This window comes from Qipengyuania flava, assembly GCF_011762005.1.
GTDB classification, from domain to species: domain Bacteria; phylum Pseudomonadota; class Alphaproteobacteria; order Sphingomonadales; family Sphingomonadaceae; genus Qipengyuania; species Qipengyuania flava.
This window is the reverse complement of record NZ_JAASQU010000001.1, coordinates 433,235-457,925: the sequence shown is the minus strand read 5'-3', so window position 1 is coordinate 457,925 and position 24,691 is coordinate 433,235. Positions and strand designations below refer to the sequence as shown.

23 protein-coding genes are annotated in these 24,691 nt (G+C 62.8%); 1 reads left to right on the top strand and 22 read right to left on the bottom strand.

Going from position 1 to position 24,691, the window contains the following annotated elements; translation table 11 throughout:
- Window positions 1-31: 31 nt before the first annotated feature.
- From FHS69_RS02245 to FHS69_RS02235, 3 genes are read right to left on the bottom strand one after another with little or no spacing between them, the layout of a single operon-like run.
- Entirely contained in the window at window positions 32-1,432 is a 1,401-nt protein-coding gene (locus FHS69_RS02245) for a sensor histidine kinase (RefSeq protein ID WP_166776203.1), read from the bottom strand.
- Between the two features lie 2 nt (window positions 1,433-1,434).
- Window positions 1,435-2,391, bottom strand: coding sequence for a hypothetical protein (locus tag FHS69_RS02240; RefSeq protein ID WP_166776201.1), 957 nt, complete (start codon window positions 2,389-2,391; stop codon window positions 1,435-1,437).
- 41 nt (window positions 2,392-2,432) lie between these two features.
- Window positions 2,433-3,590: a hypothetical protein gene (locus FHS69_RS02235; protein WP_166776199.1), complete on the bottom strand. Its 1,158-nt coding sequence runs from the start codon at window positions 3,588-3,590 to the stop codon at window positions 2,433-2,435.
- Between the two features lie 255 nt (window positions 3,591-3,845).
- On the opposite strand from FHS69_RS02235, the gene FHS69_RS02230 reads away from it, so the two are divergent.
- Window positions 3,846-6,470 (top strand): coiled-coil domain-containing protein, encoded by a 2,625-nt coding sequence (locus FHS69_RS02230; RefSeq protein WP_166776197.1) that lies wholly within the window; start codon window positions 3,846-3,848, stop codon window positions 6,468-6,470.
- Here FHS69_RS02230 and FHS69_RS02225 read toward each other — a convergent pair whose 3' ends face one another.
- The 19 genes from FHS69_RS02225 to FHS69_RS02135 are packed head-to-tail and all read right to left on the bottom strand — an operon-like array spanning window position 6,471 to window position 24,691.
- Window positions 6,471-6,749 carry a DUF1467 family protein gene (locus FHS69_RS02225; RefSeq protein ID WP_166776195.1) on the bottom strand — a complete coding sequence of 93 codons (279 nt, stop codon included), beginning with the start codon at window positions 6,747-6,749 and terminating at the stop codon, window positions 6,471-6,473.
- Between the two features lie 11 nt (window positions 6,750-6,760).
- The gene (locus FHS69_RS02220) at window positions 6,761-8,398 is read right to left on the bottom strand and encodes a ribonuclease J (RefSeq protein WP_166777035.1); all 1,638 of its coding nucleotides are present in this window, start codon (window positions 8,396-8,398) and stop codon (window positions 6,761-6,763) included.
- Between the two features lie 8 nt (window positions 8,399-8,406).
- Window positions 8,407-9,180 (bottom strand): type III pantothenate kinase, encoded by a 774-nt coding sequence (locus FHS69_RS02215; RefSeq protein ID WP_067466505.1) that lies wholly within the window; start codon window positions 9,178-9,180, stop codon window positions 8,407-8,409.
- A gap of 3 nt (window positions 9,181-9,183) precedes the next feature.
- Window positions 9,184-9,906 (bottom strand): biotin--[acetyl-CoA-carboxylase] ligase, encoded by a 723-nt coding sequence (locus FHS69_RS02210; RefSeq protein ID WP_166777034.1) that lies wholly within the window; start codon window positions 9,904-9,906, stop codon window positions 9,184-9,186.
- Complete coding sequence (nuoN, locus tag FHS69_RS02205; protein ID WP_166776193.1) at window positions 9,903-11,366, bottom strand: NADH-quinone oxidoreductase subunit NuoN; 1,464 nt, start codon at window positions 11,364-11,366, stop codon at window positions 9,903-9,905. Before nuoN ends, FHS69_RS02210 begins: the two co-directional genes overlap by 4 nt.
- Entirely contained in the window at window positions 11,366-12,922 is a 1,557-nt protein-coding gene (locus FHS69_RS02200) for an NADH-quinone oxidoreductase subunit M (RefSeq protein WP_208380057.1), read from the bottom strand. The genes nuoN and FHS69_RS02200 overlap by 1 nt, the downstream gene beginning before the upstream one ends.
- Window positions 12,922-14,913: an NADH-quinone oxidoreductase subunit L gene (gene nuoL, locus FHS69_RS02195; protein WP_166776191.1), complete on the bottom strand. Its 1,992-nt coding sequence runs from the start codon at window positions 14,911-14,913 to the stop codon at window positions 12,922-12,924. The genes FHS69_RS02200 and nuoL overlap by 1 nt, the downstream gene beginning before the upstream one ends.
- Window positions 14,914-14,919: 6 nt before the next feature.
- Window positions 14,920-15,225 (bottom strand): NADH-quinone oxidoreductase subunit NuoK, encoded by a 306-nt coding sequence (gene nuoK / locus FHS69_RS02190; protein ID WP_067466492.1) that lies wholly within the window; start codon window positions 15,223-15,225, stop codon window positions 14,920-14,922.
- Window positions 15,222-15,842 (bottom strand): NADH-quinone oxidoreductase subunit J, encoded by a 621-nt coding sequence (locus tag FHS69_RS02185; protein ID WP_067466489.1) that lies wholly within the window; start codon window positions 15,840-15,842, stop codon window positions 15,222-15,224. The genes nuoK and FHS69_RS02185 overlap by 4 nt, the downstream gene beginning before the upstream one ends.
- A gap of 12 nt (window positions 15,843-15,854) precedes the next feature.
- Window positions 15,855-16,340, bottom strand: a complete 486-nt coding sequence (gene nuoI, locus FHS69_RS02180) for an NADH-quinone oxidoreductase subunit NuoI (RefSeq protein ID WP_050601230.1) — start codon at window positions 16,338-16,340, stop codon at window positions 15,855-15,857.
- Window positions 16,337-17,383, bottom strand: a complete 1,047-nt coding sequence (nuoH, locus tag FHS69_RS02175) for an NADH-quinone oxidoreductase subunit NuoH (RefSeq protein WP_067506916.1) — start codon at window positions 17,381-17,383, stop codon at window positions 16,337-16,339. Before nuoH ends, nuoI begins: the two co-directional genes overlap by 4 nt.
- The gene (gene nuoG, locus FHS69_RS02170) at window positions 17,380-19,389 is read right to left on the bottom strand and encodes an NADH-quinone oxidoreductase subunit NuoG (RefSeq protein WP_166776189.1); all 2,010 of its coding nucleotides are present in this window, start codon (window positions 19,387-19,389) and stop codon (window positions 17,380-17,382) included. Before nuoG ends, nuoH begins: the two co-directional genes overlap by 4 nt.
- Entirely contained in the window at window positions 19,382-19,972 is a 591-nt protein-coding gene (locus FHS69_RS02165; RefSeq protein ID WP_166776187.1) for a hypothetical protein, read from the bottom strand. Before FHS69_RS02165 ends, nuoG begins: the two co-directional genes overlap by 8 nt.
- Complete coding sequence (gene nuoF / locus FHS69_RS02160) at window positions 19,969-21,261, bottom strand: NADH-quinone oxidoreductase subunit NuoF (RefSeq protein WP_166776185.1); 1,293 nt, start codon at window positions 21,259-21,261, stop codon at window positions 19,969-19,971. Before nuoF ends, FHS69_RS02165 begins: the two co-directional genes overlap by 4 nt.
- Window positions 21,261-21,401: a hypothetical protein gene (locus FHS69_RS02155; RefSeq protein ID WP_166775613.1), complete on the bottom strand. Its 141-nt coding sequence runs from the start codon at window positions 21,399-21,401 to the stop codon at window positions 21,261-21,263. Before FHS69_RS02155 ends, nuoF begins: the two co-directional genes overlap by 1 nt.
- Entirely contained in the window at window positions 21,401-22,069 is a 669-nt protein-coding gene (locus tag FHS69_RS02150) for a complex I 24 kDa subunit family protein (protein WP_067506909.1), read from the bottom strand. The genes FHS69_RS02155 and FHS69_RS02150 overlap by 1 nt, the downstream gene beginning before the upstream one ends.
- Complete coding sequence (locus tag FHS69_RS02145) at window positions 22,069-23,286, bottom strand: NADH-quinone oxidoreductase subunit D (RefSeq protein ID WP_166776183.1); 1,218 nt, start codon at window positions 23,284-23,286, stop codon at window positions 22,069-22,071. The genes FHS69_RS02150 and FHS69_RS02145 overlap by 1 nt, the downstream gene beginning before the upstream one ends.
- Window positions 23,283-23,816 carry a hypothetical protein gene (locus tag FHS69_RS02140; RefSeq protein WP_067676533.1) on the bottom strand — a complete coding sequence of 178 codons (534 nt, stop codon included), beginning with the start codon at window positions 23,814-23,816 and terminating at the stop codon, window positions 23,283-23,285. Before FHS69_RS02140 ends, FHS69_RS02145 begins: the two co-directional genes overlap by 4 nt.
- Window positions 23,816-24,691 carry an NADH-quinone oxidoreductase subunit C gene (locus FHS69_RS02135; protein ID WP_208380056.1) on the bottom strand — a complete coding sequence of 292 codons (876 nt, stop codon included), beginning with the start codon at window positions 24,689-24,691 and terminating at the stop codon, window positions 23,816-23,818. Before FHS69_RS02135 ends, FHS69_RS02140 begins: the two co-directional genes overlap by 1 nt.

Here is a 24,691-nt window from a genome sequence, read left to right as displayed (position 1 = left end):
GAAAATGAAACGGCGGGAGGCCGCTAGTCTCCTAGCGCGCCACCTGGCGCAGGTCGTCCGCCGCAGGAACCGAAAGCGTGAAACGGGCACCCTGCCCCGGCGCGCTCTCGACCGTGAGATCGCCGTCCATCGCCCGCGCAATACGCCGCGAGATGTAGAGGCCGAGCCCCGAACCGCCATCGCCACTACGCCCGAGCCGTTCGAATTTTTCGAACACGCGTTCCTGTTGTTCCTCGCCCAGCCCGTGCCCTTGGTCGGCAACCGTGATGAGCGCACGGCTGCCGATCCGGTCGAGCCGAATCCACACCTGGCTCTCGTCGGGCGAATAGCGGATGGCATTGCCGACCAGATTGAGCAGGATCTGCAGCACGCGGCGGAACTCGGCGATCGCAAGCTGGCTCTCGCCCTCGGGAGGAGCGACGAGCGTGATACCCTTTTCGCGAGCGCGCACCCCGAGAATACCGCAGGCCCGCCGCGCGACGTCGGCCAGTTCTATCCGGTCGGGAGCGGTCGCGAAATCTTCCGATTCGACCACTTCGAGGTCGGATAGGTCGTCGATCAACGCGAGCAGGTGCTGCGCTGCCGTCGCGATATCGGCGGCATAGGAACTGTATTCATCTGCCAGCGGGCCGGCGAGCTTGGTGCGGATCGTCTCCGCATTGGCAATGATCCGGTTGATCGGCTGGCGAAGCACCGGCGTCAGATCGCGGCCGAATGACGGCCCCTCGGCGCCATCTCCTTCCGCATCTTCACCAGTGGTGGCGAGAGGCCGCTCAGCGGTAAGATAGAGGACGAAACCCGCACTACCGGGCTGCGGTTGCCCCAACGGTTCGAGATGCGCTGTCCAGCGCCGGTTCGATCCGGCGATCTCGCAGGTCGCACCGTCGAGCAGGCGCCAATGCATCGGCTGCTGGTGCGCAGTGCCGGGAAGATCGACGAAATCGGTCCAGGGCTTGCCGACATTGGCCAGCGCGCGTTCGGAAAACTCGGCGAGGTCGGGCGCTTCGGTCTCCAGAGAGAGCAGGCGCTGGTTCGAGTCGAGCCGCGCAGAGCAATCGGCGAGGTGACGGTTGATCTCGACCCTCCGCCGAGCGGAATCGATGTCGTTCTCGGGCGGAAGCTCTTCGGTCTGCCAACTCACCACGTCGATGGTGCAACCCTCTGTGCTTCCGTCGGCATCGGTGAGAGGCGCGATTTCGACCCAGGCGGTGATCCGGTTCTCGCCGTCTACCGCCTCGAACTGGCGGGCAAGCCGCAGGCCGAAGCGCAGCGATTTGTCGACCAGCGCCAGCAATTCGGGGATTGCGATGCGGGTACCGATCGCCCCACCGCAGGCACGCTGCAGCCGGGCGACGAGGTCATCGGCCTCGACGAGCATGCCATCGGCATCGGCGCGCGCATGGGCAAGATAGCGGGTTCCAACCGAAGCCATGGTCAGCTGTTCTCCTGCAGGGGTAGATCGGCCAGCAGACGCCGCGCCTCTTCCGGAGCCAGTTCGGATATTCCGGTCGGCGGATCGGCTTGCGGATTGATCCGGAGAATCTGCCTCTCGACATCCGCGCTGTCGAGCCCCGCTGCGCGCAGCCCCAGCGCTAGCCGGACGGTCTGGCGGGGATGCGTCGACAAGACGGTGGCAATACGCGTTTGCCCCGATCGTGCAGCCAGCGCTGAAAGGAAGAGTGCTGCGCCGGCGCGGTCGATATCGAGCGCGCGCAGTCCCCCCTGCCCCATTCCTGCAACCACGCGGGCCATCAGCGACAGCCTGCCGGCGCCCTCGTCGAAATTGTTGCGCAACTTGGCCTCGGCGCGGATCATCGCGTCCGAGCGCAATTGATCGCTGTATTCGCGCCACGCCAGAAGCAGGTCGTGAAACAGATCTCCGGGCAATTCGCTGAGCGGCAGTTCCATGCGCCGCTGTGTCTGGGCGAAACGCGCCTGGGCGGTCAGCGAGGCCATTGCCGCCGAAGCAAGTGCGTTGTCGTCTGCGGCGATAAGATCCTGAACCTGCGGGGCTAGGACCGGGTCGATGCCGTATCGCGCTTCGAGCGTTTCGGCCAATTGCCACTCGAGCGCCAGCGCGTGGCAATGCGACAGGAGAGCCGGGCTCGAGACGAAATGCTCTGCCAGAGCCTCCCCATGGCGATCGGCGAAGGTCTCGCGTTCCGATTGTCCCGCAGCCTCGGCCTGCGCGCGCAGCACCTGCCACGCGAGATGGTGGCACATACCGCGAATGCGCGCGACGATCTCGTCGCTGAACAGCGAATGATCGGGTGTTGCGAGCAGGTGCAGCAGGATCGGTCCGATCCGGGCGAGCGCGGAATTGTCCTGCGCCAGCGTATCGCGCAGCGAATCGCGATCGGCTGCAACCGGGGAGGATGCGGAATCAGGCATCGGCATGGGCTCGGCTTAGCATCGCCATGGTTAAATGCCCGTTAGTCGCGCGGCTGCGAAGTCAGGAAAAGCGTAATCATTACGACTAGCGCCACAAAGGCTACGAAAGGCTGGATCACGCCGAACAGGGCGGCGGGCACAAACAACACACTGAGCAGCACGCGATCCTGATAGCTCCGGCGCCAGCGGGGCACGGCCAACCGTTCTCCGAGGTGCAGCAGGCCGATAAGCACGACCGGCACGAACAGACGCAGCCATTGTGTGTCCTCGGGCGAGGCAACCGCGACCATCAGGACGAATATCGGGTCCATCAGCACGGTGAGCGCCTGCACGAGCAGCGAGACCCGCGGCCGGACCTGGCCGGCAGTCGAAACGCGCCGTACCACCGCCTCCATCGCGAGAAGCAATGCTGCCAGCACCGCGAAACCGAAACCCGGCGCTATCCAGCCAGCCAGTGCCAGACCCAGCCCGAGGACCCCTGCGACGCCCGATCCGATCGCCAGCGCGCGAGACAGGCCGCTACCCAGCGTATCGCGCGCCAGGCGCGCGCCCATCCGTTCGGCAACCGCCAGCCCCGGAGCCGAGAACGGCGCGACGTCGGCATGGCCCGCCACCCAGCTGCGCTCGCGTGCGGAGATCTGTTCGGGGGAGGGATCGCGCAGCCAGATATCGTCATCGAGCAGGCGCGTTTCCAGCGGGTGGGGACGCGTGCCGCATTGCAAGGCGATGCGCAGCAAGGCCGAAGGTGTGTCGACGTCGGCTGGCAATTGCGCGAGCTGTTCCAGCGCATTGCCGCGTACCAGCAGCACGCCCGCCCACGCGAAATTCGCGTCGATCCGTTCATACCCCCGCTGGACGGCCGGGTCCTCGGGAAAAGTGAGTACGCCCGGGCGCGCAAGGTGCCGTAGGACCGCATCTTCCTCGGGCAGGATCCCCGGCGCCATGACCAGCAATTCGTCTTGCGCGGTTACCATGCCCGATAGCTTGCGCGGTTCGCGAATGACAATGAATCGCGCTCCCGCCGCTTCTGCGCGATGCTGCAACTCGATCACTTCGCGGCCCACCGTCAGTGCGAGGCAGGCAATCGTCTCGCAACCGGCTGCCAGCGCGATATCGAGCTGTCGCTCGACCAGTCGCGCACCGGCCACCACCCGAAACGGCGCAGGCAGGGTGCGCGGCCGGGACTGATTGTCGAGCACGGATAGCAAAGCGACGCGCACCGAAGGTCTCCGAATTCGAATTGGACCGCCTCGCCAATGTCTAGGGCGAGCTGGCGGCCGAGGCCAAGTCTTGCTGGGCGGTTTCCCTCAAGGAATAACGCTTCGGTTCGGGGTGATCGCAAGAAAGCAGCCTGCAATCATGCTTTGACGCGGGTGACACGCTCAGGCCACAGCCCGCCGAAAATGGTTAATATCGGTTTGAGTGCCGAGGCTTTGGTGATAGTTTTCTCGGTTATGAGAAAGCGTCCCGTAATCCAGGCCGTCGAACACGAGAACGACGAAGCTTCGCTGGAATCACCGATTTCCGAAGAACTTGGCGGGGACACCTCGACCTCGGTCGAGGAGGATACTGCCCTGGAATGGGAAGCCGAACCGCTCCCCGCCCGAAACTTCGGATGGTTATGGCCGTCTCTGGCCGTCAGCGTCATCCTAGGTTGGACCGCGTTCTTCGGTTGGGCGCATCGGCCGCAGGATGGCGCTTTGCCCTCCGCGCGCGACTGGACCGCACTGATCGCTCAATGGGCGATCCCCGTGCTGTTGGTGGTCGGTCTGTGGCTGCTCGCGATGCGCAATTCTACCCGCGAAGCACGCCGCTTTTCGGACGTTGCACAAGACCTCTCGGCCCATTCGGTCGAACTCGAGGCGCGCCTGGCAACGGTCAATCGCGAGTTGAGCCTCGCGCGCGAGTTCCTGTCGAGCCAAACACGGGATCTCGACTATCTCGGCCGCAGCGCAAGCGAGCGGATATCGGAGCATGCCGAACGCCTCCAATCCCTGGTCCACAGTAACGGTGAACAGGTAGATTCCATCGCACGCGTCAGCGTTACCGCGCTGGAAAACATGGATAAGCTGCGCGACAGCCTGCCCGTAATCGCGACCTCGGCCAAAGATGTCTCGAACCAGATCGGCGGGGTCGGTCGCGAAGCGCAAGGCCAGCTCGATGCACTCGTCGAAGGGTTCGAGAGGCTCAACGATTTTGGCGGCGCCAGTGAGCGGCAGGTCGCCTCCTTGCGCGAGCGCGTCGACGAGGCGCTTACCGCGTTCACCGCTCAGGCGGAGCAGTTGACGACGATTGCCGACAGAAGGTTCGCCGAATTGCGCCAACAGAGCGAAGGCTTCCGCAGCGAATTGGATACGCGCGAAGTGGATGCGCTAGCCGCGATCCGGACTCGGTTCGACAGCCTGCGCAACGAGTTGGCCGAAACCGATGCCGTCGCCGCCAGCGAACGCGAAGCCGCGATGGACAGTCTGCGCGAACATCTGGCTGCGCTGCGCGAGGAAAGCTCGGATACCGCGCAACGGATACGCGAAGGAGAAGCGAATGCGCTGACGGCGTGGCGTGTCCAGATCGATGCGATGCAAAAACGTCTCGCCAATGCAGTGGCGGAAATTGCCCGGATGGACGACAAGGCGGTCGCCGATGCAAACGCCAAGTTGACGCAACTGGCAGGCGAGGCCGAACGGTTCGACACGCAGATCGCCGAGCGCAACCAATTGTTCGCGAAGCAGACAGCAGACCGGCAACGCGCGATGGACGAGGCGGAAGAAAGTGCACATGCACGCCTGACCGAACGACTCGCCGTGCTGGACGAGGCGATCGCCGATCGTCGTGCCGCGCAGGCCGAGCAACTCGCCCTGTTGGCCGCCGAGGGCGACGAACTGGGTGACCGTATTGCAGCGCTGGGAACGGTCTTCGAGACTATCGTTCAGCAGGGGCGTGAAGCCCGTACCGAATTGACCGACGGAATTGCCGCGCTTTCGGGCAAGCTGGCCGAAAGCCGAACTGCCCTGGACGGGACCGGCGAAGCGGTGGGCGAACTGACCGACGCGAGCGTCCGCCTGCTCGAACTGATCCAGGCGAGCGCCAAGCACAGTCGAGACGACCTGCCCGTCGCCATGGAAGCCAGCGAGCAACGCCTCGTCCAGATCGAACAGCGCGCCGAGGAGGTCAAAGCGCTGCTCGACCGTGCGCGAACCGCGGGCGAAGCGTTGACGGCGAGCATGGACAGCGCCGAGCAACGAAGCCATGCAGCCATCGACGCGGTCGAGACTTTCCAGGCGCGCTTTGGCACGACCAGCGAACACCATGCCGGCGAAATCGATCGGCTGCGCGCTAGCGTCGCCGCATTGGGCGCGGAAGGCGAGAATGTCTCCGAACGCGCACAGGGAGAATTGCGCGATGCCATAGCCGCGCTCGAAACCAGCGCGCGCGAGGCACTTGCCGCGATCGAGACCGAACAGGCCGAACGGATCGCGCAAATCGCCGATAGGGTGGGCGAACAGAGCGCAGAGGCGATCGACCGGGCATTGCGGAACAATACGGCCGAAGCCATCGGCGCGCTCGACCAGGCGACCGAGCGCTCGGCCGCCGCGGGGCGCGAGATGATGCGCCAGCTGCGCGACCAGCTGGCCAAGGTCAACGAGCTTACCGGCAATCTGGAGAATCGCATCGCACACGCCCGCGATCGCGCGACAGAGGATGTCGACAGCGATTTCTCGCGCCGCGTGGCACTGATCAGCGAAAGCCTGAATTCGAACGCGATCGACATCGCCAAGGCGCTTTCGACCGAAGTCACCGACACGGCCTGGGCCAGCTACCTGCGGGGTGATCGCGGAATTTTCACGCGCCGCGCCGTGCGGCTGCTCGACAATACCGAGGCCCGCGAGATCGCAGAGCTATATGATGGCGACAGCGAGTTCCGCGAACACGTCAGTCGCTACATTCATGATTTCGAGGCGATGCTGCGCACGATGCTGTCGACGCGCGATGGGCACGCGGTGAGCGTCACTTTGCTCAGCAGCGACATGGGCAAGCTGTATGTCGTGCTGGCGCAGGCGCTCGAACGGTTGCGACAGTAATCACTCGGCGCCGGTCGAAGGTCCCCACAGGATCAAATCCTCAACTGTGATCCAGCCATTGATGTAATTCGCCACATACAGCGCGGTCACCACCAGCGCGAGGATCGCCGCACGCAGCAGCAACCGCCCCGCCCGGAACTCGACCGGCGCGCTTTCCGCCTGTCCGGGAATTTTCTCTACTCCCACCTCGTCATGCGTGCGCACGCCAAAGGGTAGAAGCACAAAGGCGCTGAACACGAAGAACAGGAAATAGATCGCGAGCATGCTGGTCCACTGCATCGCTCTGGCTCCTAAAGGTTCGGGACGATGACACGCACTTGCGGACGCTTGCCCGACCAGCGCTGCGCCGCGCGTCTTGCCGCAAGCCGCGCTGCTTCGTGCACGCTCGCTTCGTCGCGGCGATCTCTGCCGCGCAGTTTCCCGATCGCCGCCCGGATGTCCGCCGTCGCCTCGGCAACGAAGTCCTCGTAATCCTCGTCGAGCGGCAGCCCCAAGCTTTCAATCCGCGGATTGAATTCGCCATCAAGCGCCACGATCACCACTCCTTCGCGCATGATCCGGCGGCGCATGGCAATCGCCTCGCCATCGGCAGGAATTATCAGGTCGCCATCGAGAACGAGCCTCCCGGCGCGAACCTCCCCGATCTTGCCCGGCTTGCCCGGAGCCAGGCGGACCATGTCGCCATTCTGCTGGACGACCTGGTCGGGGATACCGCTGGCCTTACCCAGCCTTCCCTGCTCCTGCATGTGACGCATTTCACCGTGCACGGGAACGAGGATTTCCGGCCGCAACCAGCCATAAAGCGCTTCGAGTTCGGGACGCCCGGGGTGGCCAGAGACATGGATCATGCTTTGGCGATCGGTGACCATCGTAATGCCGCGCGCCGCGAGCCGGTTCTGGACCACGCCGATCGACAATTCATTGCCGGGAATCTGCCTTGTGGAGAACAGCACGACGTCGCCACTGACGAGTTCGAGCGGATGATTCTCTTCGGCGATCCGCGAGAGCGCCGCGCGTGGTTCGCCCTGCCCTCCCGTCGCGAGGATCAGCAGTTCACCGCGCGGGAGGCCCATCGCCGTGTCGAAGTCCACCGGCTCGGGAAAATCGAGCAGGTAGCCATTGTCCTGCGAAACCTCGATAATGCGATCGAGCGAGCGCCCGGCAACGCAAATCTGCCGGCCGGTCTCGCGCGCGACATCACCGAGCGTCTGCAACCGGGCGACATTGCTGGCGAATGTGGTCACCAGCACGCGCTTGCCCGCATGGCGCTGCACTTCTTCGAGCAGCCCTTTGTGGACCGCGCCTTCGGATCCGCTGGGTGCCGGGTTGAACACGTTGGTGCTGTCGCAGATCAGCGCAAGCACGCCTTCGTCGCCGATCTCGGTGAGCTCCTGTTCGGTGGTTGGCTCGCCGATGATCGGATCCTCATCGAGCTTCCAATCGCCGGTGTGGAATATCCGCCCATGCGGCGTATCGATCAGCAGCGCGTTGCCCTCGGCAATCGAGTGCGCAAGCGGGAGATAGGTGATTTCGAACGGGCCGACCGCGAAGCTGCCATGGTCGTCCGAGATCACATTCACCTCGACCTGATCGAGCAGGCCGGCCCCGTCGAGCTTGCGCCGGACGAGGTCCGCGGTGAAGGGCGTGGCATAGATCGGCACGCCGAGATCGGCTGCGAAATAAGGGACAGCGCCGATATGGTCCTCATGAGCATGCGTCAGCACGATGGCCTCGAGTTGATCGCTGCGCTCCTCGATGAATTCGAGATCGGCAAACACCAGGTCGACGCCGGGATATTGGTCGCCCGAGAAGGTCATCCCGAGATCGACCATCAGCCAGCGTCCCTGACACCCGTACAGATTGACGTTCATGCCGATCTCGCCCGATCCACCCAGGGCGAGGAACAGCAATTCGTCTTCGGGGGTCATGTCCTTCTTCACGCCGAACGCCCCGCCAGTATGCCGAGACCGTTCAGCGTCAGATCGGAGTCCACCTGATCGAACAGGTCGGTATGTTCATCGAACAGGACGGCGAGGCCGCCGGTGGCGACTACCGTGGCGGGACGTCCGATTTCCTTTTTCATTCGTGCAATCAATCCTTCGATCAGCGAAACGTAGCCCCAGAACACGCCGATCAGCATCTGGTCTTCGGTGTTGCGGCCGATCACGCTGTCGCTACCGGGCTTCTCGATCGCGATGCGCGGTAGCTTCGCCGTGTTGCCTACCAGCGCATCGAGCGAAAGATTGATCCCGGGCGCGATGATCCCGCCCTTGTAAGCCCCGTTGAAATCGACCACGTCGAATGTCGTTGCGGTGCCGAAATCGATCACGATGAGGTCGCCCTCATATTTCTCGTGTGCCGCGATGGTGTTGAGCGCGCGATCCGCACCAAGCGAGCTGGGTTGTTCGATATCGAGTTCGAAACCCCATTCCGCAGCGCCCTGCCCCGCAATCAGCGGAGTGATGCCGAGATATTTTTCCGACAGGACGGTGAGATTGTGGATCGCGCGCGGTACCACCGAACCGATGATGACCTGATCGATGTCCCCGCTGTCGAACCCCTGGAACTCGGCGAGTTGCAGCAGCCAAACGGCATATTCGTCGCCCGTCCGGCGCGGATCCGAGGCAATCCGCCAGCGGGCCTTTATCTCGCCCTGGTCGATCAGCGCGAAGACGACATTGGTATTTCCGACATCGGCGGCCAGCAGCATGGCTTAGCTCTCCTGGTTCACGAGCATCACATCGCCCGCATGGATGGCACGTGTCGATCCATCCGCCAAGCGTAGCGAGAGCGCCCCGTCGGCACCCAGCCCGTCGAAAGTGCCCTCGATCCGGTCTTCGCCTGGCGGCTGCACCGTCAGCGGCGTGCCGAACGCGTGGGCAACGCTTTCCCAGCGCCGCACCAAGGGTTCAAGCCCGAAGGTCCGCCAGCGTTCGACTTCCCGGTCGAAACACCCGGCGAGAGACCGCGCAAAAGTGTCGCGATCGGGCGTGACACCAATCTCCGCAAGCGCAACCGTCCGTCGATCGGGCAATCGGGGTGCAGCGGCGAGATTCACCCCGATCCCGACGATGATCGCATCACGCTCCCGTTCGAGCAGGATGCCTGCAAGCTTGGCGCCTTCAAGCATCAGGTCGTTAGGCCATTTAAGCCGTAAACGGTGCGGTTCGGCGATGATCGACGAGACCGCCTCATAGACCGCCACCCCAGAAACAAGCGCCAGCGTTGCCGGGGTCGGATCACGCGGGCTGATGCGAACGATCGTCGACCCCATGAAATTTCCGCTGCCATCGAACCAATCGCGACCCTGCCGCCCGCGTCCAGCAAGCTGACGATCGGCGACCAACCAGTGACCTTCGGCCACCGCCTCGCCCGCGCGCAATTGCGCCGCGAGATCGGAATTTGTGGAGCCGGTTTCGGTAACGAAGCGGATCACATTGCCGCGACGAAAGACGCCGCTGCCTGCGCGGTCCATTCACCCAGCGGAACCGTAAGCAGGTAACCGAGCGGCGACATGATCGCGACGCAAATGCCCAGCACGACCCAGTGGCTCACCGGGCTCGTCGCTTCGACTTCACGCGTCGGCTCGTCGAAGAACATCACCTTGATGAACTTGAGATAGTAGAATGCACCGATCACACTGGCGGCGATCCCGATTGCGGCAAGCGCGACCAGATCGGCCTGAACCGCGGCCTGGAAGACCACGAACTTGCCCCAGAAACCGAACAGTGGCGGAATGCCGGCCAGGCTGAACATCAGCGCGAGAAGCGACCAGGCCAGCGCCGGACGCTTGGTCGAAAGGCCCGATATGTCGGCAAAGGTCTCGAGGTTGGTGCCGTCGGGCGCACGCAGCATGAGCAGCGCGGTGAAGCTGCCGATCGTCATCGCGACGTAGATCGCGAGATAGGTCAGTGCACCGGCCACGCCTCCTGGCGTCGCCGCGGCAAGCCCGATCATGATGAACCCGACGTTGTTGATCGACGAATAGGCCAGCAGGCGCTTGAGGTTCTGCTGTCCGATCGCACCCAGCGCCCCGACCACGATCGAGGCAAGCGCAGCAAAGATGACAATCTGCCGCCAGGCATCGGCCTCGCCGCCGAACGGATCCATCGCCATGCGCAGCAGCATGCCCATCGCCGCGACCTTGGGCGCGCTGGCGAAGAAGGCAGTGACTGGAGTGGGCGCGCCTTCATAAACGTCGGGCGTCCACATGTGGAACGGAACCGCGCTGATCTTGAACGCCAGACCGGCGAGCACGAAGACCACGCCGAACAGCGCACCGGTCGAGAAAGAGGCCTCGAATGCCGCGCGAATACCCGCGTAATTCGTCGAACCGGTGAATCCGTAGACGAGGCTGACACCGTAGAGAATGATACCCGATGCCAGCGCGCCGAGGACGAAATACTTCAGGCCCGCCTCGCTGGAGCGTTCGTCATTGCGCAGGAAGCTGGCGAGCACGTAGCTCGACAGGCTCGACATCTCGAGTCCGATGTAGAGCGTCATCAGGTCGGTGGCGGAGACCATCATCCCCATGCCCACCGCGTTGAACAGCATCAGCACGGGATATTCGGCACGATAAGCGTCGATCCGCTCGAAGAAACGCGGCGTGACGATCAGCACGGCCGCTGCCGCAACATAGATGAGCACCTTGGCAAAGCTGCCGAATGCATCGGCACGATAGAGATCGCCGAATGCACGGCCCGCAACCTCGCCCGTGGCGCGATCGAACAGGCCGATGCTGAAGATGGCAGCACCGAACAATGCTGCGACGCTGATGATAGTGACCATCCGCGCCGACTTGTTGCCCTGCCAGCCCGCGACGAGCAGCAAGGCGAGGCCGCACAGCGAAAGGCCGATCTCGGTCGCGGTGAAATAGAAGGAAGTCGCGTAATCCATCATTGCGCTCCTTCTATGCCGTGGGCTTCGCCATGCGCGCCCTCGACATAATTCGCATTATGCTCGCGCGGAGTTCCGACCACATTGTCGGCGTCGAAATCGGGAGCGGCACGCGCAACGCGGGCCTCGAGTGCGGCAATATCCTGACGCATGGGTGCAAGGAAGCTTTCGGGATAGACGCCCATCCACAGCACGGCGGCCGCGATCGGGGCGAGAATGGCCCATTCACGGGCATTGAGATCGGGCATGCGCGCAGCATCTTCGTTGAGCTGTTCGCCGAACGCCACGCGGCGGTAGAGATAGAGCATATAGGCTGCCCCGAGGATGATGCCGGTGGTGCAAACCAGCGTCACCAGCGTCGAAACCTTGTAGATCCCTGCCAGCGCGAGGAATTCGCCCACGAAGTTGCTCGTTCCCGGCAATCCGATCGACGCCATGGTGAACAGCAGGAAAAACAGTGCGTATTTGGGCATGTTGATGCTCAATCCGCCATAACGCGCGATCTCACGGGTATGCAGCCGGTCGTAGATCACCCCGACACACAGGAACAGCGCGCCCGATACGAGGCCATGGCCGAGCATGACCATCATCGCGCCCTCGATACCCTGCACGTTGAAGGCGAAGATGCCGACGGTGACGATCGCCATATGCGCAACCGAGGAATAGGCGATCAGCTTCTTCATGTCGTTCTGCACAAGGGCGACGAGCGAGGTGTAGATCACCGCGACCATCGACAACACGAAAACGAGCCATGCGAATTGCGCGCTTGCCTCGGGAAACATCGGCAGGCTGAAGCGGATGAATCCGTAACCGCCGAGCTTGAGCAGCACGCCTGCAAGGATCACCGAACCAGCAGTGGGCGCCTGCACGTGCGCATCGGGTAGCCAGGTGTGTACCGGCCACATCGGCATCTTCACTGCGAAGCTGGCGAAAAAGGCCAACCACAGCCACGTCTGCGCCGACGGGTCGAAATCGTAGTTGAGGAGCGTCGGGATGTCGGTGGTGCCCGCTTCGTTCACCATCCACATCATTGCGATCAGCATCAGGACCGAGCCGAGCAGCGTGTAGAGGAAGAATTTGTACGAGGCGTAGATCCGGTTGTCGCCGCCCCACACGCCGATGATGAGATACATCGGGATGAGGCCGGCTTCGAAGAAGATGTAGAACAGGAACAAGTCCTGCGCGGCGAACACGCCGATCATCAGCACTTCCATCAGCAGGAAGGCGCTCATGTATTCGCCGACGCGCTTGCTGATCGCTTCCCAGCTCGCGAGGATGCAGATTGGCATCAGGAAAACGCTGAGCATGATCAGCATCAGGGCAATCCCGTCGATCCCCAGTGCATAGCTGAAACCGGCGAAGATTTCGGCGCGCTCGGTAAACTGCCACTGCGCGCCGCCGATGTCGTAATTGACCCACAGGAGGATGCCCAGCACGAGGTCGACCAGCGTGGCGACCAGCGCGACCATGCGCGCACTCTGCGCCCCGAGGAACAGGCAGGCAATGGCACCTGCCAGCGGCACGGCAAGCATCAGCGAGAGGATGGGGAATTCCATCAGAACAGCACCCAGGTGATCGCGGCGACGAGCCCGAGGAGCATCACCAACGCATAGCTATAGAGATAACCGGTCTGGAACTTGCGGGCACCCACGGAGCCCTTCTCGACTACCCAGGCAATGCCATTGGGGCCGAAGCGGTCGATCGTACCGACGTCGCCGATTTTCCAGAACTGGCGGCCGAGCCAGAAGGCCGGCACCACGAAAAGATAGTGATAGAGTTCGTCGAAATACCACTTGTTGTAGAGGAAGCGGTAGATCGGGCCGAGCTGCTCCGCCGTCTTGGCGGGGATGCTGGTGTCTTTGATATAGGCGTACCACGCCACCACCAGGCCGATCACCATCACGATCAGCGCCGCATACTTCACCAGATATGGCACGTTGTGCATCGCGTGGATCAGCGGCTCGTTGTAGAAGATCGAGCTGCCCCAGAATGCCGCATCATCGAGGAAGGTCGGTGCGAAGACCTGCCCGGCCAGAACCGCGCCGATCGACAGGACGCCGAGCGGGATGAGCATGGTCAGCGGGCTCTCATGCGGGTGGTAGCCACCCGTCGTGTCTTCGCCGGCTTCCTCGGGTGTCTTGTGGACCGAGTGCTGGATGTGCTCGCTTTCGATCCAGCGCGGCTTGCCCCAGAAAGTCAGGAACATCAGACGCCAGCTGTAGAAGCTCGTGAGCAGCGCGGCGAAGGTGCCCATCCAGAACGCGAAGTTGCCCAGCTCGGTCCCGCGGCCATAGGCCACTTCGAGGATCGCGTCCTTCGACCAGAAGCCGGCAAAGCCTGCGCCGAGGTGGTAGATGCCCACGCCGGTGATCGCCAGCGTACCCGCCATCATGGCCCAGAAGGTCAGCGGGATGTGTTTCCGCAGTTCGCCGTAATAGCGCATGTCCTGTTCGTGGTGCATCGCGTGGATGACCGACCCCGCACCGAGGAACAGCAGCGCCTTGAAAAAGGCGTGCGTGAAGAGGTGGAACATCGCCGCGCCATAAGCGCCGACGCCCGCAGCGAAGAACATGTAACCGAGCTGCGAACAGGTCGAATAGGCGATGACGCGTTTGATATCCCACTGCGTCGTGCCGACGGTAGCGGCGAAAATGCAGGTGGCCGCACCGATGAAGGTGACGAGGCCCAGCGCAACAGGCGCGGTCTCGAACATCGGCGACAATCGGCAAACCATGAACACGCCCGCGGTGACCATGGTCGCGGCGTGGATGAGCGCCGACACCGGGGTCGGCCCTTCCATCGCGTCGGGCAGCCAGGTGTGCAGGCCTAGCTGCGCGGACTTACCCATGGCGCCGATGAACAGCAGCACACACAGCACGTCCATCGTGTAGACATTGTAACCGAGGAAACCGATGGTCGCCCCGCTCATGCCGGGTGCGGCGGCGAGGATCTCGGTGATGGAGACGGTGTCAAACACCAGATAGGTGCCGAAGATGCCCAGCATGAAGCCGAGGTCACCCACGCGGTTGACCACGAACGCCTTGATCGCAGCGGCGCTTGCCGAAGGCTTGCGGAACCAGAAACCGATCAGCAGGTAGGATGCGAGGCCGACGCCTTCCCAACCGAAGAACATCTGCACGAGGTTGTCCGCCGTCACCAGCATCAGCATGGCAAAAGTGAACAGCGACAGATAGGCGAAGAAGCGCGGCTGGTCCGGGTCCTCGTCCATGTACCCCCAGCTGTAGAGGTGCACGAGCGCGGAGACGGTGTTGATCACCACCAGCATGATCGCGGTCAGCGTGTCGACGCGCAGCGCCCAGTCGAATGCCAGCGAGCCCGACTGGACCCATTTCAGGACCGGCACGACCGTCGGTTCGTAAGTGCCCGCAACGAAGCCGAGGAAAATGGGCCAGCTCAGCGCAGCGCTGACGAACAGCGCGCCCGTGGTGATCGCCTTGGCGAACACGCTGGGAGCAGCCTTGTTGGTCAGGCCGGCAACGAGCGCCGCAAGCAGCGGCAGGAAGACGATAAGGAGTATCGGATGCACCGGAACTTATCCCTTCAGCCGGTCGACGTCGTCGACCGCGATGGTACCGCGGCCGCGGAAATAGATGACGAGAATGGCGAGCCCGACAGCGGCTTCGCCCGCTGCCACGGTCAGCACGAACATCGCGAAAACCTGGCCTACGAGATCGCCGAGAAATGCGCTGAATGCGACCAGTTGCAAGTTCACGCTGAGCAGGATCAGCTCGATCGCCATGAGAATGACGATGATGTTCTTGCGGTTGAGGAAAATGCCCAGCACGCCGAGCACGAACAGGATCGCGCTGACAACGATGTAATGCTCGATCCCGATCACAGGTCGACCCCCCGGCCCACTTCGGGCTGCTTCATGACGGTTGCCTCATCGGGATTGCGGCGCACCTGCCGCGAAATGTCCTGCTGACCGCGCGCGTTTTCGGTGCGACGGTGCGTCAACACGATGGCGCCGACCATCGCGACCAGCAGGATGATACCCGCAGCCTCGAACAGGAAGACGTAATCGCGATAGAGCACCGCACCGATGCTGGCTGTGTTCGACGCGTCGAGCGCCGGCGCCGCAACACCGCTGGCCACGCCCAGTTCGAGCTGCCCGGCCTGGTAGGCGCCGATGCCGAAGATCAGTTCAGCGGCGAGCACCAGCGCGATCGCGATGCCGAGCGGGAAGTTCTTGACGAAACCGGCACGCAGTTCGGCGAAGTCGATGTCGAGCATCATCACCACGAACAGGAACAGCACCGCGACCGCGCCGACGTAAACGATCAACAGCAGCGCAGCGATGAATTCCGCGCCGACGAGAACCATCAGGCCCGCGGCGTTGAAGAAGGCGAGGATCAGCCACAGCACCGAATGCACCGGGTTGCGCGCCATGATGACCATGACGGCGCTGGCGATAACGAGCGCAGCGAAGAGGTAGAAGGCAAGCGTCTGGATCATCGTCGCGGGCCCCTATCGATAGGGCGCATCGGCTTCAAGGTTCGCGGCAATCGCACGCTCCCACTTGTCCCCGTTCGCCAACAGTTTCGCCTTGTCGTAGAGCAGTTCCTCACGCGTTTCCGTGGCGTATTCGAAGTTCGGCCCTTCAACCACCGCATCGACCGGGCAGGCTTCCTGGCAGAAACCGCAATAGATGCATTTGGTCATGTCGATGTCGTAACGCGTGGTGCGGCGGCTGCCGTCCTCGCGTGGTTCGCTCTCGATCGTGATCGCCTGCGCCGGGCACACGGCTTCGCACAGCTTGCACGCGATGCAGCGTTCCTCGCCGTTGGGATAGCGGCGCAGCGCATGCTCGCCGCGGAAGCGGGGCGAGATCGGGTTCTTCTCGAACGGATAGTTGATCGTCACCTTGGGCTTGAAGAAATACTTCAGCGTGAGGGCATGCGCCTTCACGAATTCCCACAGGGTAAACGCCTTGATGGTTTGCGCGATACTCATCCGAAATGTCCCGTGGCCATCAGATAGCCCGAAATGACGACAACGAAGCCAAGGCTGATGGGAAGGAAGACCTTCCAGCCAAGGCGCATCAGCTGGTCGTAGCGATAGCGCGGTACGGTCGCCATGACCCAGCTGAACATGAAGAAGAAGAAGAAGGTCTTGAGCAGCAGCCAGACGATCCCGGGTACGTAATACAGCGGCGCCCAGTCGATCGGCGGCAGCCAGCCACCCCAGAACAGCAGCGCGTTGAGAATGCACATCAGCAGGATGTTGGCATATTCGCCCAGCCAGAAGAGCGCGAAGCTCATTGAGCTGTATTCGGTCTGGTAACCCGCGACGAGTTCGCTCTCCGCCTCGGTGAGGTCGAAGGGCACGCGCTGCGTTTCCGCCAGGCAGGAGATGAAGAACATCACCCACATCGGGAACAGCAGCGGATGAATGCCATAGGCATTGATCACCCCGAGACCGAAGCCTTCCTGGGCACGCACGATGTCGTTCAGGTTGAACGTGCCTGCGAACAGCACGACGCACACCAGGATGAAGCCGATCGAGACTTCGTAGCTGATCATCTGCGCAGCAGCGCGCATGGCGGAGAAGAACGGGTATTTCGAGTTACTCGCCCACCCGCTCATCACCACGCCATAGACCGACAGCGAACTGATCGCGAGAATGTAGAGCAGGCCGATGTTGATGTCCGCCAGCACGGCAGTGGCGCTGAACGGCACCACCGCCCAAGCGGCGAGCGCGACGGTGAAGGTCACGATCGGCGCAAGAATGAAGATGCCCTTGTTGGCAGCGGAGGGAATGATGGTTTCCTGGAGGAAAACCTTCAGACCGTCGGCGAAGCTCTGGAGCAGGCCGAAAGGGCCCACCACATTGGGGCCGCGCCGCAGATTGATCGCGGCCCAGACCTTGCGGTCGACGTAGATCACCATCGCCACGCTCAGCATCAGCGGCAGTGCGATCAGCAGGATGCCCGCGATGGTCGCGAGCCCCCAGGCCCATTCGTAGGTCAGGCCGAGAGACTGGAAGAATTCGGTCATTCCGCGGCCTCCGCAAGCTCGCCGCCGCCGAGCAGTTCGCTCGAGCACTGCTGCATCACCGCGCTGGCGCGGGCGATCGGATTGGTAAGGTAGAAGTCCTTGATCGGATAGGCCGCGATCCGGCCTTCGGCCTTCGCGGCGCTGCCGCCCTTGGGCAGCGCGCCATAGGCAGCGAGACCTTCTTCGCCCAGCGCGGGGACTTCGCGGATCATCGCAGCCTGCAATTCGGCAAAGCTGTCGAAGCCGACCTCGACCTTGAGCGCATCGGCCAGCGCGCGCAGGATCGTCCAGTCCTCGCGTGCGTCACCGGGCGCGAACACGGCTTTTTCGGCGAATTGCACTCGACCTTCGGTGTTGACGTAGGTCCCGTCCTTTTCGGCGAAGCTGGCGGCCGGCAGGATGATGTCCGCAGCATGCGCGCCGCGATCGCCGTGATGGCCGATATAAACCTTGAGCGCATCGGCGAAGGGTTCGAAATCCATTTCGTCGGCACCGAGGCTGAAGACCACCCTGGGCTTGGCAGCAACGATGTCTTTCAGACCGCCCTTCTGCGCGAAACCGAGCATCAGGCCGCCCATGCGAGCCGCGCTGAAATGGAGGACGTTGAAGCCGTTCCAGCCATCCTTCACGAGGCCGTAGCTTTCGGCGAAAGCAAGTCCGGCGCCGAGAGCGCCCTTCGCAAGCGCTGCACCGCCCATGATGATGGCCGGACGTTCCGCGTCCTTGAAGGCTTCGACCACGTGCTTGGGCAGTTCACCCAGCACCGACAGATCGTCGCCGAGGAATTCGGCCGGATAGGTGGTGTCCCACTGAGGACCGACCACGAAGACCCTGGCACCGCGCTTGACCGCCTTGCGAATGCGTACATTCACCAGCGCCGCTTCCCAGCGGATGTGGCTGCCCACGATCATGATCGCATCTGCGGTCTCGATCCCGCCGAAGGTCGAATTGAAATTGACCGCGGCGAGGTTGGACACGTCGTAGTCCATGCCCGTCTGGCGCCCCTCGACCAAGGTCGAGCCGCAGGCCTTGAGCAGCGCCTTGGCCGCGAACATGGTTTCGCAATCAACCATATCGCCGGCGATGGCCGCGATGTCCTTGCCCGGCTTGGCCTTGGCGATGGCCTTGAACGCCTCATCCCAGCTTGCCGGTTGCAGCTTGCCGCGCTTGCGCATGAAGACCTTGTCGAGACGGCGCTTGCTCAGGCCATCGACCTGGTAGCGCGCCTTGTCCGAGATCCATTCCTCGTTGACGTCGTCATTGATGCGCGGAAGCGCGCGCATCACTTCGCGACCGCGGCTGTCGAGGCGGATGTTCGAACCAACCGCATCGGAAACGTCGATGCTGAGCGTCTTCTTCAGCTCCCACGGACGCGCTTCGAAAGCGTAGGGACGCGAGGTGAGAGCACCGACGGGGCACAGATCGATCACATTGGCGGACAGTTCGTGTTCGGCTGCCTGCTCGAGATAGGTGGTGATCTGCATGTCTTCGCCGCGATAGAGCGCGCCGATCTCGTCCACGCCGGCGATCTCTTCCGAGAAGCGCACGCAGCGGGTGCAGTGGATGCAACGGGTCATGACCGTCTTGATCAGCGGCCCCATGTATTTCTCGGTCACCGCGCGCTTGTTCTCTTCATAGCGCGTCGCACCGCGGCCATAGGCGACCGACTGGTCCTGCAAATCGCATTCGCCGCCCTGATCGCAGATCGGGCAGTCAAGCGGGTGGTTGATCAGCAGGAATTCCATCACGCCTTCGCGCGCGGTCTTTACCATCTCGCTGTCGGTCCGGATTTCCTGGCCCTCGGTGGCCGGCAGCGCACAGCTCGCCTGCGGCTTGGGCGGCCCGGGCTTCACTTCGACCAGGCACATGCGGCAATTGCCGGCGATCGACAGCCGCTCGTGATAGCAGAAACGCGGAATTTCCTTGCCCGCCAGCTCGCAGGCCTGCAGGACGGTCGCGCCGTCCGGAACCTCGATTTCCTGTCCGTCTACGGTGACTTTAGGCATCTTTTTCTGCCTTCAATTCCTTTGAATTTTCGACTTCTTTCGCCAAAGCGGCGGTCGAAGTCAGCACTTCGCGCAAAGACGCCCTGGTCAGATTAAGCGACGCACCTTGGTCAACGCAGGAAGGCAATTTCTGCGCCAGTTGCGCGATCGAGGCCTCTTCAGCTGCGCTCCCCGGCACTGTTTCGACGAAACCTGCGATCAGCTCTGGACTGCTGAGTACCAAACAGTCAGCCAGCATCTGCATCATCGTGACGTTCAGTTCTTCGCCGTCCGGTCGAGTAGCCTTCCAGGCATCGAACAACACCTTGCGGAAGGTCTCGGGCGTGAAAGAGATCATGCCCTTGAAGTGATCGTCACATTCCTCGTTCCACGCGAGCGTTTTCAATTGCTCTGTGTACTCGAGCGAGAACTGAGAAAGCGAAAGAAACGCAGAAGCTTCGTTACGCCACTTCGGATGGCCAACGGTGCAGGCAGCCAGACCTTCTAATGATGCAGCGCCCTTGCCCTGAGCCAGTACGGGTGAGGCACAGACTAGATGTCCGGCCACGAATGCAGCCATTGAAAAGGAGGCAAGTCGATTCATTCCGCTGCCTCCGCAAACTTGGCGTTGTGTTCTTCGATCCGGCGCTCGAGCTCGGGGCGGAAATGGCGGATCAGGCCCTGGATCGGCCAGGCCGCCGCGTCGCCCAATGCGCAGATGGTGTGGCCTTCGACCTGCTTGGTGACCTGTTGCAGCATGTCGATTTCCTCGATCGCCGCATCGCCGGTGCGCAGGCGTTCCATCATGCGCCACATCCAGCCCGTGCCTTCGCGGCACGGTGTGCACTGGCCGCAGCTTTCGTGCTTGTAGAAATAGCTTAGGCGACTGATCGCGCGGACGATGTCGGTCGACTTGTCCATCACGATGACGCCCGCCGTGCCGAGGCCCGAGCCCAATTCCTTGAGCCCGTCGAAATCCATCGGCGCGTCCCAGATTTGCGCAGCGGGAACCAGCGGGACCGACGAACCGCCCGGGATCACGGCGAGGAGGTTGTCCTTGCCGCCGATGATGCCGCCGCAATGCTTCTCGATCAGCTCGCTGAACGGGATACTGAGCGCTTCCTCGACCACGCAGGGCTTGTTCACATGGCCACTGATCTGGAACAGCTTGGTGCCCTTGTTGTTCTCGCGTCCGAAGGAGCTGAACCATGAGGCACCACGCCGCAGGATGGTCGGGACGACAGCAATCGATTCCACATTATTGACCGTGGTCGGGCAGCCATAAAGGCCCGCGCCCGCCGGAAACGGCGGCTTGAGGCGTGGCTGGCCCTTCTTGCCCTCGAGGCTTTCGATCATCGCGGTTTCTTCGCCGCAGATGTAGGCGCCGGCCCCGCGGTGCAGGAAGACGTCGAAATCGTAGCCCGACTTGCTGGCGTTCTTGCCGATCAGCCCGGCGTCATAAGCCTCGTCGATCGCCGCCTGCAGCGTCTCGGCCTCGCGAATGTATTCACCGCGGATGTAGATATAGGCGGCGCGCGCGCGCATAGCGTAACCCGCAACCAGCGCGCCTTCGACGAGCTTGTGCGGGTCGTGGCGGATGATCTCGCGGTCCTTGCACGATCCCGGTTCGGATTCGTCGGCATTGATGACGAGGAAGCTCGGACGACCGTCCTTCGATTCCTTCGGCATGAACGACCATTTCAGTCCGGTGGGGAAGCCCGCCCCGCCCCGCCCGCGCAAGCCCGACGCCTTCACTTCCTCGATGATGGCATCATGGCCGCGCGCGATCAGCGACTTGGTATCGTCCCAGTCGCCGCGCTGCTGCGCCGCCTTTAGGCCCCAGTCCTGGAAGCCATAGAGATTGGTAAAGATGCGATCCTTGTCGGCAAGCATCAGAATGCGCCCCCTTGCGAGAGGAAGTAGATTGCGGCGACCGCGATGATCGCGAGCGCGCCGAATTTCACGAGGCCGACCAGCACCTTCCAGGCGACGAAGCCCAGCACCAGTGCAACCAGGATGGTGGCGATGCTCATCACCAATCCTTCCGGTAATCGTGATTAGCGTCGACCATTTCGGGCAGCGAACTCAGTGCATTGGCGGGTTCACTGGTGTGACGTCCCGGCTCCTGCGTGCCCGTCTTGGGTTGCTCGCCCTTGGCCAGCGCATCGAGCACCGCATCGAGCCGCTCGGGCGTGAGGTCCTCGTAATTGTCGTCGTTGATCTGGACCATGGGTGCAGTGGCGCAATTGCCCATGCATTCGACTTCGGTCAGCGTCCACAGCCCGTCCTCGGAGACATGGCCCTTCTTCATGCCACGCTTCTTGCAGGTCTCGAACAGACCGTCCGAACCGCGCAGCATGCAGGGCGTCGTGCCGCAGACCTGCACGTGGTACTTACCCACCGGCTTCATGTTGTACATGAAATAGAAGGTCGCGACCTCGAGCACGCGTATTACCGGCATGTCGAGATAATCGGCGACATATTCGATGACCGGCAGCGGGAGCCAGCCCTGCGTATCGGTCTCTTCACCCACCTGGCGCTGTGCAAGGTCGAGCAGCGGCATCACCGCGGAGCGCTGCCGCCCCTCGGGATAGCGCGCGATGGCCTTGTCCGCGCGGGCGCGGTAGCTTTCGTTGAACTCGAAGCCACCCCAGCGCTCGCGCAGCTCGGGGGTATCGGGTGCGGGAGAACGGTCGGCCATTAGCGGTCACACTCCCCGAATACGACGTCGATAGCGCCGAGAATGGCGGTGGCATCAGGCAGCATGTGGCCCTTCGACATGAAATCCATTGCTTGCAGGTGGCTGAAGGCGGTCGGACGGATCTTGCAGCGATAGGGTTTGTTCGACCCGTCGCTGACCAGATAGACGCCAAATTCGCCCTTGGGGCTTTCGGTCGCCACGTACACTTCCCCTGCGGGCACGTGGAAGCCCTCGGTATAGAGCTTGAAGTGGTGGATCAGCGCTTCCATCGACTGCTTCATCTCGGCACGCTTGGGCGGCGAGACTTTGCGATCATCCGAGCAGATCGGGCCGGACGGCATCTGCGCCAGGCACTGCTTGATGATCTTCGCGCTTTCGTAGACTTCCTTCACGCGCACGACGAAGCGGTCGTAACAATCCGAATTGGTGCCGACGGGAATGTCGAATTCCATCCGCTCGTAGACGTCGTAGGGCTGCGACTTGCGCAAGTCCCACGGGATGCCCGCAGCGCGGATCATCGGGCCGGAGAACCCCCATGCAACCGCATCGTCCTTGCTGACCACGGCGATGTCGACATTGCGCTGCTTGAAAATGCGATTGTCGAGCACGAGGCTCATCGCGTCGCCGAACAGTTCCTGGAGCCGGCCATCAACCCAGTTGCCGATATCGACCAGCAGCTTCTCGGGCACGTCCTGGTGGACGCCGCCGGGGCGGAACCAGGCGCTGTGCATGCGCGCACCCGAAGCCCGTTCGAAGAAGTTCATGCAGTCTTCGCGCAGTTCGAACACCCACAGGTTCGGCGTCATCGCGCCGACGTCCATGACGTGAGCACCGATATTGAGCATGTGGTTGCAGATGCGCGTCAGCTCCGCGAACAGCACGCGCAGATACTGCGCCCGCTCGGGCACTTCGACGTTGAGCAGCTTTTCGATCGCGAGGACATAGCTGTATTCCTGCGCCAGCGGCGAACAGTAGTCGAGCCGGTCGAAATAAGGCAGCGCCTGCAGATAGGTCTTGTGCTCGATCAGCTTTTCGGTGCCGCGGTGGAGCAGCCCGACATGCGGATCGATGCGCTCGATGATCTCTCCGTCGAGTTCCATCACCATGCGCAGCACGCCGTGTGCCGCGGGGTGCTGGGGCCCGAAGTTGATCGTGTAATTGGTGATCACTTCGTCGCCGGTCGTCGGCGACTCTTCCAGATGCATGGCGTGGCTCATGAGCAGATCCAGTTGCCGCTGTAGCTTTGCGTTTTGCCGGCGGCGTCGGTCACGGTGACGTTGGCAGGCCGGCGCTGCGCGTCGCCCGCTGCAGGAGCGACCGAGACGGTAAACCCTTCACCCGCGAAGCTGGTGCCGTTGCGAATGGCATCGAGCCCGCCCGCGGCCGCATCGGCCAGCGTCAGGCTGTCGCCCACGCGGACCACCGCCTTACCCGGGATGGCAGCGTCATTCATCGCCCCGGCGATGATGATTTCATTCTTGCCAACCATCAGCGTGCACCCGCCGTCGCGCGGTCCGAAATCGACACCGCCGATATCGCCGAGCTTCTGCAATTGCGTGAGATCGGCATTGGCGGGCGGCGCCTTGGCAACGGTATTGGGCTTGTCCGGGTCGACCCCGGCGCCAGCGGTCGGTTCGCCATCCTGACCAATGCGGCTGGCGAAATCCTCGGCGCTCTCCTGCGGGGCCTGCTCTGACGAGCACGCTGCAAGCGCCAGCGGTATTGCGAGGAGCAGGAGGCGGTTCATCACTTGGCGTCCTTCGCGGCATCGGCGTCGTCATCCGACGGATCGGGTTCGGTCGCGGCAGCGGTGTCGGTGGTCTTGCCCTCGCGTTCGGGGCGCGCGGGCTGGTCTTCGGTCGGTTCCGGCGCAGGCGCGTCTTCGCCACTGTCCTCCTCGGCAGGCGCTCCGGCGCTCACTTTGTCGGCAGCGTGTTCGTCGGTTTTCTTGCCCGCACCCGTATCCCCGGTCTTCTCGGTGGTCTTGGGCTCGTCGACTGGAGGCGTATCCGCTTTTTCATCACCCGGCAGGACGTAGTCCGCGCCTTCCCACGGGCTCATGAAATCGAACTGGCGCAGGTCCTGCGCAAGCTCGACCGGTTCGTAGACCACGCGCTTCTCGTCTTCCGAATAGCGCAGCTCGTGATAACCGGTGAGCGGGAAATCCTTACGGAAGGGGTGCCCTTCGAAGCCGTAGTCGGTCAGGATCCGGCGCAAGTCGGTATTACCTGCGAACAGCACGCCATACATGTCGAACACTTCGCGCTCGAGCCAGCCCGCATTGGGCCATAGCGTCGTCACGGTGGGAACCGGCGTGTCCTCGCTCGCGGAGCATTTCACCATGATGCGGTTGTTCGTGGTGAGCGACAGCAGCATGTAGACCACTTCGAAACGCTCGGGGCGGCTCGGATAGTCGACCCCGGCGATCTCCATCAGCTGCTGATAGCCGTGATCGTCACGCAGGATGCGCAGGGCATCCTCAATGCTGTCGCGCTTCACGGTGAACAGCAGTTCGCCATGCTCTTCATGCGCCTCGACCAGATGCGCACCCAGCGCCTTGCCGAGCACGTCGCGAAGCCCGTCGATCAGCGTGAACCGGGGGGCGGAATGCAACACTGCCAT

What these genes read in the sequence shown, in the direction of transcription:
- FHS69_RS02245 (WP_166776203.1), bottom strand. Translation starts at nt 1,432, where the DNA reads ATGGCTTCGGTTGGAACCCGCTATCTTGCCCATGCGCGCGCCGATGCC.
- FHS69_RS02240 (WP_166776201.1), bottom strand. Translation starts at nt 2,391, where the DNA reads ATGCCTGATTCCGCATCCTCCCCGGTTGCAGCCGATCGCGATTCGCTG.
- FHS69_RS02230 (WP_166776197.1), top strand. Translation starts at nt 3,846, where the DNA reads ATGAGAAAGCGTCCCGTAATCCAGGCCGTCGAACACGAGAACGACGAA.
- FHS69_RS02225 (WP_166776195.1), bottom strand. Translation starts at nt 6,749, where the DNA reads ATGCAGTGGACCAGCATGCTCGCGATCTATTTCCTGTTCTTCGTGTTC.
- FHS69_RS02220 (WP_166777035.1), bottom strand. Translation starts at nt 8,398, where the DNA reads ATGACCCCCGAAGACGAATTGCTGTTCCTCGCCCTGGGTGGATCGGGC.
- FHS69_RS02215 (WP_067466505.1), bottom strand. Translation starts at nt 9,180, where the DNA reads ATGCTGCTGGCCGCCGATGTCGGAAATACCAATGTCGTCTTCGCGCTG.
- nuoN (WP_166776193.1), bottom strand. Translation starts at nt 11,366, where the DNA reads ATGGATTACGCGACTTCCTTCTATTTCACCGCGACCGAGATCGGCCTT.
- FHS69_RS02200 (WP_208380057.1), bottom strand. Translation starts at nt 12,922, where the DNA reads ATGGAATTCCCCATCCTCTCGCTGATGCTTGCCGTGCCGCTGGCAGGT.
- FHS69_RS02185 (WP_067466489.1), bottom strand. Translation starts at nt 15,842, where the DNA reads ATGATCCAGACGCTTGCCTTCTACCTCTTCGCTGCGCTCGTTATCGCC.
- nuoI (WP_050601230.1), bottom strand. Translation starts at nt 16,340, where the DNA reads ATGAGTATCGCGCAAACCATCAAGGCGTTTACCCTGTGGGAATTCGTG.
- nuoH (WP_067506916.1), bottom strand. Translation starts at nt 17,383, where the DNA reads ATGACCGAATTCTTCCAGTCTCTCGGCCTGACCTACGAATGGGCCTGG.
- nuoG (WP_166776189.1), bottom strand. Translation starts at nt 19,389, where the DNA reads ATGCCTAAAGTCACCGTAGACGGACAGGAAATCGAGGTTCCGGACGGC.
- FHS69_RS02165 (WP_166776187.1), bottom strand. Translation starts at nt 19,972, where the DNA reads ATGAATCGACTTGCCTCCTTTTCAATGGCTGCATTCGTGGCCGGACAT.
- nuoF (WP_166776185.1), bottom strand. Translation starts at nt 21,261, where the DNA reads ATGCTTGCCGACAAGGATCGCATCTTTACCAATCTCTATGGCTTCCAG.
- FHS69_RS02155 (WP_166775613.1), bottom strand. Translation starts at nt 21,401, where the DNA reads ATGAGCATCGCCACCATCCTGGTTGCACTGGTGCTGGGCTTCGTCGCC.
- FHS69_RS02150 (WP_067506909.1), bottom strand. Translation starts at nt 22,069, where the DNA reads ATGGCCGACCGTTCTCCCGCACCCGATACCCCCGAGCTGCGCGAGCGC.
- FHS69_RS02145 (WP_166776183.1), bottom strand. Translation starts at nt 23,286, where the DNA reads ATGAGCCACGCCATGCATCTGGAAGAGTCGCCGACGACCGGCGACGAA.
- FHS69_RS02140 (WP_067676533.1), bottom strand. Translation starts at nt 23,816, where the DNA reads ATGAACCGCCTCCTGCTCCTCGCAATACCGCTGGCGCTTGCAGCGTGC.
- FHS69_RS02135 (WP_208380056.1), bottom strand. Translation starts at nt 24,691, where the DNA reads ATGGCAGTGTTGCATTCCGCCCCCCGGTTCACGCTGATCGACGGGCTT.